The organism is Deltaproteobacteria bacterium RBG_16_64_85, from assembly GCA_001798885.1.
GTDB lineage: Bacteria > Desulfobacterota > Deferrimicrobia > Deferrimicrobiales > Deferrimicrobiaceae > FEB-35.
On sequence record MGQW01000028.1, the window covers coordinates 21260 to 27872 of the forward strand.

Sequence of the window (6613 nt, forward strand, 5' to 3'; positions counted from 1 at the left end):
GTCGTTCACGCGAAGTCGGTCTTCCCGAGCACTTCGAAGCGCAGTGCGCGCAATGCGGCCAGGACCCTCGGGCCATCGATCGTGTCCAGCCTCAGGAGCGCGACCATCCCGTCCCCCCCCTTCCGCGGGGTGATGATGCAGCTGCAGACCCGGGCCGAAAGCCCTTCGAGGGCCGCGATCAGTTCCTCGAACCGGCCTAAGGTCCGCGGGAGGGAGACTTCGATCCGGAGGCCTACATCGTCGAGGTTCAGGACGTCGATGACGGCGTTCAGAAGGTCGACCTTCGTGATGATTCCGACCAGCCGATCTCCCGAGAGGACCGGCAGGGCGCCGAACTTCTTCCTGCAGATGATGAGGAGGGCATCCTCCACCGAATCTTCCGGCGTGAGGGACCAGACCTCCGTCTTCATCACCTCCCGCACACGGCGATCCCCGCCCGGAGGTTCCTCCGCGGCCGGCAAGAGGCCGCTCGCCAGGGAGGCGTTCCGCAGGTCCGTGTCGGAGAGGATGCCCACCAGCCTTCCCCCTTCCACGACGGGAAGATGGTTGACCCGGGACTCCCGCATGATGTCCGCCGCCCGGGTGAGCGTGTCCTCCGGGGACACCGTCTTCGGGTCCTTCGTCATCCGCCTGCCTACGAGCATGATCGACCTCTTTTCCGTCCGTGGTTCCCATTCGCCGGGTTTTCAGCCCGCCGCCGGCACGTCCTCATTATATCCCCGCCTTCCCAGGATGCGGCACCGGAAACCTTGCCGTCGACCAGGGCGAGGGGGAAAAATGGAGGTCCCGGGAAACCCGCATCCTGGGACCGACATCAGATGCAACGTAAATCCAACAGGAGGGTTCAACGATGAACGGTTTCCGTAAATCGACGGCGGCAATCGGAATCGCGCTGCTCGCGATTCTTGTCCTCCCCGGTCAGGTACAGGCTGCCGACCTCGCAGGCGGGCAGGGGGCACAGGCGCCGGAAGCGGTGAAGGCGCAGCCGATGTCAGGCTGCCCGTGCGACTGCGAAGGATGCTGCGCCGACTGCTGCAGGAAGGATTGCCTCCGCGGTCACAAACATCACGGCCATGGGATGCCCCCCATGATGGGGGGGATGAAGATGCACATGGAGGAGGTGCGCAAAAGCGTCACTGCCCTGCGGGAGCACGAGAAGAAGATGGAAGGGATCACCGACCCGGCGGAGTTCCGGAAGGCAGCCGTCGCGCACTTCCGCATGCTCGACGACCTCCAGGAGTCCCACGTGAAGCACATGGAGTCGATGATGGGCCGCGGGGGGCAAGGAGCCATGCGCCGCGGACACGGCCACCCGCACTGCGAGGAAACCCCCGGCAAGTAAGCCAAGCAAATGGAATGGGCCGCGCCCGACAGGACGCGGCCCATTCGGTGACCGGAATCGTTACACGATTCCGTGCGCGATCATGGCGCGGGCGACCTTGATGAAACCGGCGATGTTCGCCCCTACGACCATGTTCCCGGGGGAACCGAACTCCTCGGCGGCCTCGGAGCAAAGCAGGAAGACGTTCCTCATGATCTGGCGCAGCTTGGCGTCGGTCTCCTCGAACCCCCACGCCTCCCTGCTGGCGTTCTGCTGCATCTCCAGCCCCGAGGTGGCCACGCCGCCGGCGTTGGCCGCCTTCCCCGGGCCGTAGGCGATTCCCGCCTGGATGAACACGTTGACCCCTTCCGGCGTGGTGGGCATGTTCGCGCCCTCGCCCACCGCGATGCAGCCGTTCTTCACGAGCTTCTTGGCGTCCTTTCCCGTGATCTCGTTCTCCGTCGCCGAGGGGAATGCGACGTCGCAAGGGATGTCCCAGATGTTGCCGTTCGGGGTGTACCGGGCCCCCTTGTGGTGCTCGCAATAGTCCTTGATCCGCCGGCGCTCGATTTCCTTCAGCTGCTTGATCGTCTCGAGGTTTATCCCCTTCTCGTCGTGGATCACGCCGTTGGAGTCGCTCATTGCGATGACCTTCCCCCCGAGATCCTGCACCTTCTCCAGCGTGTAGATGGCCACATTCCCGGAGCCGGAAACGACGACTTTCTTCCCCTTGAAGCCGTTCTTCCTCGCCTTGAGCATCTCGTCGACGAAGTAGGTGCAGCCGTAGCCGGTGGCTTCCGTGCGCACCTGGCTGCCGCCGTAGACCAGCCCCTTGCCGGTGAGAACACCTGCCTCGAACTTGCTGGTCAGCCTCTTGTACTGCCCGAAAAGGTAACCGATCTCACGGCCCCCTACGCCGATGTCGCCGGCGGGGACGTCGGTATGCTCGCCGATGATCCTCCACAGCTCCGTCATGAAGCTCTGGCAGAAGCGCATGACCTCTCCGTCGGATTTCCCCTTCGGGTCGAAATCCGACCCGCCCTTCGCGCCCCCGATCGGCAGCCCCGTCAGGGAGTTCTTGAAGATCTGCTCGAACCCGAGGAACTTGATGATGCCCAGATAGACAGAGGGGTGGAATCGCAGCCCCCCCTTGTACGGCCCCAGCGCGCTGTTGAACTGGACGCGGAATCCCCGGTTGATCTGGACCTCGCCCTTGTCGTCCTGCCAGGGAACCCGGAAGATCGTCTGGCGCTCCGGCTCGCAGATCCGCTCGATGACCTTGGCCTCGGTAAATTCCGGGTATTTTACGAGGACCGGCCCCAGCGATTCGAGCACCTCCTTGACCGCCTGGTGGAACTCGGATTCCCCCGGGTTGCGATTCATCACCACCTGGAAAATCACCTCGAGTCTCTCCGTCAATGCCATGCTCTCCCCTCCCTTTCAACAGCGGAACGCTGGATTGGCGCAGCTTGCGGCGCGCCCTGGAACCCGACTTTACCCCTTCTGTTTTATGGGTCAAGACAAACCCTTTGAATTGGGTATAATCGGGTATTCTTTCAACCGAGGGGATGATGGACAAACGGCTGGACAACCGGCTCCCTGGAATCTCCCCGACGGCCTGGCCCGCCCTCCTCGCGAGGATCTCGGAGATCGACGAGTTCAAGGGATGGTGGAAAGGCCGGTTCCATCCGCCCCCGTCCTACCTCGGGAGCCTGCGGAAGAAGACGACCGCCCTCTCCGCAAGGGCATCCGTCGGGATCGAATGGCTCGGACTCCCGCGCGGAGGGGATGGTCCGGCGTCCGCCCTGCCACCGGCAAGGGCGGAGGAGCTCCGCCAGTCCTCTTCGGCAAGTTACGCGCACCTCCTGAACGCGGTCTTCGACGGACACGAAACGTTGCCGCTCTCGCAGGAAACGATCTTCAACTTTCACGGCGAGCTATTGAGAACGTCCCCCCGGGACCAGTCGCACCGGGGAGCCTACCGGTCTCTCCCCGACCGTACCTCGTTCACCCCTCGCCAGACCGTCGAGGCGATCGCGCTGCGTCCCGCGGCCCCGGACTCGATCCGCGGAGAGATGGACGCTCTCCTGCGGTGGACGAACTCCCGCCTGGCCTCGGCGGCGTTCCACCCGCTTCTCGTCGTCGCCGGTTTCGTTCTCGAATTCCTCGCGATCCGGCCATTCGCCGGGGGGAACGGCCGCACGAGCCGCCTCCTCACCAACCTGCTCCTCCTCCGGTGCGGTTACACCTACCTGCCCTACGCCTCGCTCGAGAGGGTCATCGCGGAGCGCAAGGCGGAGTACTACCTCGCCCTGCGGAAAAGCCAGGCGTCGTTGCACCTGCCGCGGCCCGACATGGGGCCGTGGTTCCTTGCCTTCCTGGACGCGATGCGGACCCAGGCGAGGGAGCTCAAAGGGGCGCTCGGGCGGCTGCCGCCGGAAGGCCGGCTCTCGGGGAACCAGGAAGGCGCGCTTGCGCTGTTCGAGCGCCACCGGGAAGTCACCAACCGGCTCGTGGCGGGAGAACTGGGCCTGTCCCGGGAAACCGCCAAACAGGTCCTCACCCGGCTCGTCTCCCTCAACCTGCTGGCGCGCGTCGGGGCGGGACGGGCCGTCCGCTACCGGAAGACGGAGCCGGCATGAGAGGCGCCCGGGCACGCGTCCCCGGTTTCGCCGATGGCAGCGCGGCTCGCCTCTAGCTCTGCTCGGCGAAGTAGCAGACGGCGCGCTGCTTGAGGGAATCGGCGTTGAGGAGGAGCATCCGTCCACCGGGACGGGACGGGACGTCGATGACCCGCACCACATGGGACCACTCCGCCTCCTCCGGAAGCAGCTCGGCGAGCCGGTTCTCCGACCGCAGGAAGAAGCCCTCGTTCAGGAAGCTCCCTTTCCCCTTCGGGAAGACCGCCAGGTAGAGCATGTTCGACTCGACGAGGTCGTTGAAGAAGTGGGTGCCAAGGGACACGTTCGGGATGACGTGTTTCCCCATGGCGACGACTTCGCACAGAACGGAGATCGTGGCGATCTCGGCGAACGAGACCGGAACGCCCAGGGACGGCATCTTCGTCCCCCACCGCCCCGGCCCGAGCAGCAGGACGGTCTTTCGCTTTCCTTCTTCCTCGAGGTGGGTGAGATGCCCGATGAGGCGGGCCACGGAGTGGCGGTCCCCGATCGGCATCTCCCCGTAGACGGACGGGACGACGTAGATCAGCCGGTCGATAACGGTGTGCGAGCTCTGGCCGATGACCGGCCCGCGGGATTCGAAGACCAGGTCCTTCCGGGCGATCCTGCGGGGCGGAGGCAGGATCCCCCCTCCTTCCTTCACCTGGAGCGGGCGGCACTGGACGAGGTTGAGCCGGTAGCTGCCGTCCTTGAGGAAGTTGGCGGTGAACTCGATATCGACGGGGTATCGGTAGGCGTCCCGCAGGACGGCAAGCATCTCCCGCAGGTCCGGGACGAACGACGTGGCGGATAGCAGCCGGTCGAAGGTGAGGATGCAGCGGGACGGGCCGGCAACCTTCGCGCCTCCTGCCCTCGCGCGCCCGCCTGCCGGTTCCCTTCGCGCCGCGAACATGTCGATCGGCAGGTCCGGGCTGGCTTGCACAACTTCGTCGACGTTCAGGGAGACGAACCGGTTCGCCGAAAGGTCGAGCGCGTCGACGCGCCGCTGGGCGAACTCCACGACTTCGCCGAAGTCGGCCTCCGGACGCCGGGCGGGGGCGTTGAGCGCCACGAGGCGGGTATAGTCGTCGTCGGACCGCTCGACCGCCCTCGTCCCGAGGCCGAAGACGATCCGGAGCATGCCGGCCTGGGGCTCGATGTATTCGCTCCAGGCGAACGGGTTGTACGAGAGCCCGACGCCGGCGATCTGCGGGTAGAACAGGTGCCCATGGATGGCCCCGGACACCCGCTGCACGAGGAGCGCCATCTGCTCGTCCCGGTCGAGGAGCCCCCGGTGGGCCCGGTACAGCAGGGCCTCCTCGCTCATCGTGCTCGCGTAGGCGGTTTTCACGGCCGACAGGAATCCCTCGAGCCGCTCCTCAGGGGACCCCTGGTTCGGGCAGAACACGCTGTCGTACTTCCCCGTGAACGCGTTGCCGAAGCTGTCCTCCAGGAGGCTGCTCGAACGGACGATGATGGGGGACTGCCCGAAGTACTCCAGCACGGCGAGGAACTGCTCCCGGATGAACGAGGGAAAGAGCCCCGACAGGATTCTCTGGCGTGCCTTTTCCGCGCCGGAAAGAAAGGTGACGGTATTCCGCTGGTCGCGGCGGGCCTGCCACAGCCCGTTCCGGACCAGGTACGTGTAGAAGACGTCGGAGCCGATGTAGAAGGAGTCGTGGGTTTCCATCCGGCCGCGCCAGCGTCCGTCGGTCCGTTCCAGGATGGCTCGGGACAGGAGCATGCCCACGGATTTCCCGCCGATCAGCCCCGTCCCGATCATCCGCTTCCGGATGGCCAGGAGATCCGAGAGATCGAGGTAGCGGGAGGCCAGTTCGATGACCCGCTCGTCCCGGGTCACCATCATCCGGAGAAGGCGCGGGAAGATGTCCTCCGCTGCCGAAGCCGGGCGCGCTCCGCTCTTGACCCCCTCCAGGATCTCCCGCGCCTGCAGGAACTTCCGGTCCCAGATGTCGAGAGTGCCCGAGACGGCGCCGATGCGCTGCTCGGTGATTTGCGCGAGCACTTCCGAGAGGACGGCGCTTTCGGTCAGCGGGCGGAACCCCCCCTCGTCCCACACGTGGGGAAGATACATCGTCGGCGAGTACCGCTGGTAAACCTTGAGCGGGTGCACGTACAAGCTTCCCTTGTGCCGGAAAACGTCGACCAGGAGCTGGGTCGTGTTGCGGATGGCGGAGACCGCCTCGAACGAGTGGCAGTCCCGGAAGAGTGCAAAGTAGGTGATCGTCTCGAGCTCGTACAGATACGGGCACGTCACCATGAAGAAGTTGCCGAGCATCAGGTCGCTGTACCAGTCGGCGGCGAGGTCGGACAGGCAGTCGAACAGGTAGAAGGTCCCCCGCCCCGCCCGTTCGATCACCTTGTGGATCTCGGTGGTGAACGTCTCGAACCCCACCTCGGGGTTCAGGCGGTGGATCTCCGCACCGCTGTCCTCGCCCACGAGCTCCGGGTGCCGGGCGAACCGGAAGTAGACGAGCTTCTTCCCTTTCCGGAGTGCGTCCTCGCAATACGGGGTAACGAAGGGAAGGTAGTCCTCGACGGAGTCCACCTGCCAGACGATGTTGTCGCCCGGCAACAGCCCCTGGACCACCTGGTCCAGCCCCGGCAACCC

5 protein-coding genes are annotated in these 6613 nt (G+C 65.4%); 2 read left to right on the top strand and 3 right to left on the bottom strand.

Annotation, left to right across the window (positions count from 1 at the left end; genetic code table 11):
* Positions 1-5 precede the first annotated feature (5 nt).
* Positions 6-644, bottom strand: a complete 639-nt coding sequence (locus A2Z13_06385) for a hypothetical protein (protein ID OGP79993.1) — start codon at positions 642-644, stop codon at positions 6-8.
* A 206-nt stretch (positions 645-850) separates the two neighbouring features.
* Here A2Z13_06385 and A2Z13_06390 point away from each other — a divergent pair, with 206 nt between their 5' ends.
* A complete protein-coding gene (locus A2Z13_06390) occupies positions 851-1342 on the top strand; it encodes a hypothetical protein (protein OGP79994.1) in 492 nt (163 codons plus the stop codon).
* A gap of 60 nt (positions 1343-1402) precedes the next feature.
* On the opposite strand, the gene A2Z13_06395 is transcribed toward A2Z13_06390, so the two are convergent.
* Entirely contained in the window at positions 1403-2746 is a 1344-nt protein-coding gene (locus tag A2Z13_06395; GenBank protein ID OGP79995.1) for a glutamate dehydrogenase, read from the bottom strand.
* A 143-nt stretch (positions 2747-2889) separates the two neighbouring features.
* Here A2Z13_06395 and A2Z13_06400 point away from each other — a divergent pair, with 143 nt between their 5' ends.
* The gene (locus tag A2Z13_06400) at positions 2890-3963 is read left to right on the top strand and encodes a hypothetical protein (GenBank protein ID OGP79996.1); all 1074 of its coding nucleotides are present in this window, start codon (positions 2890-2892) and stop codon (positions 3961-3963) included.
* A 52-nt stretch (positions 3964-4015) separates the two neighbouring features.
* Here the strand turns inward: A2Z13_06400 and A2Z13_06405 are convergent.
* The coding region (locus tag A2Z13_06405) for a pyruvate, phosphate dikinase (protein OGP79998.1) at positions 4016-6613 on the bottom strand (2598 nt) is incomplete at its 5' end.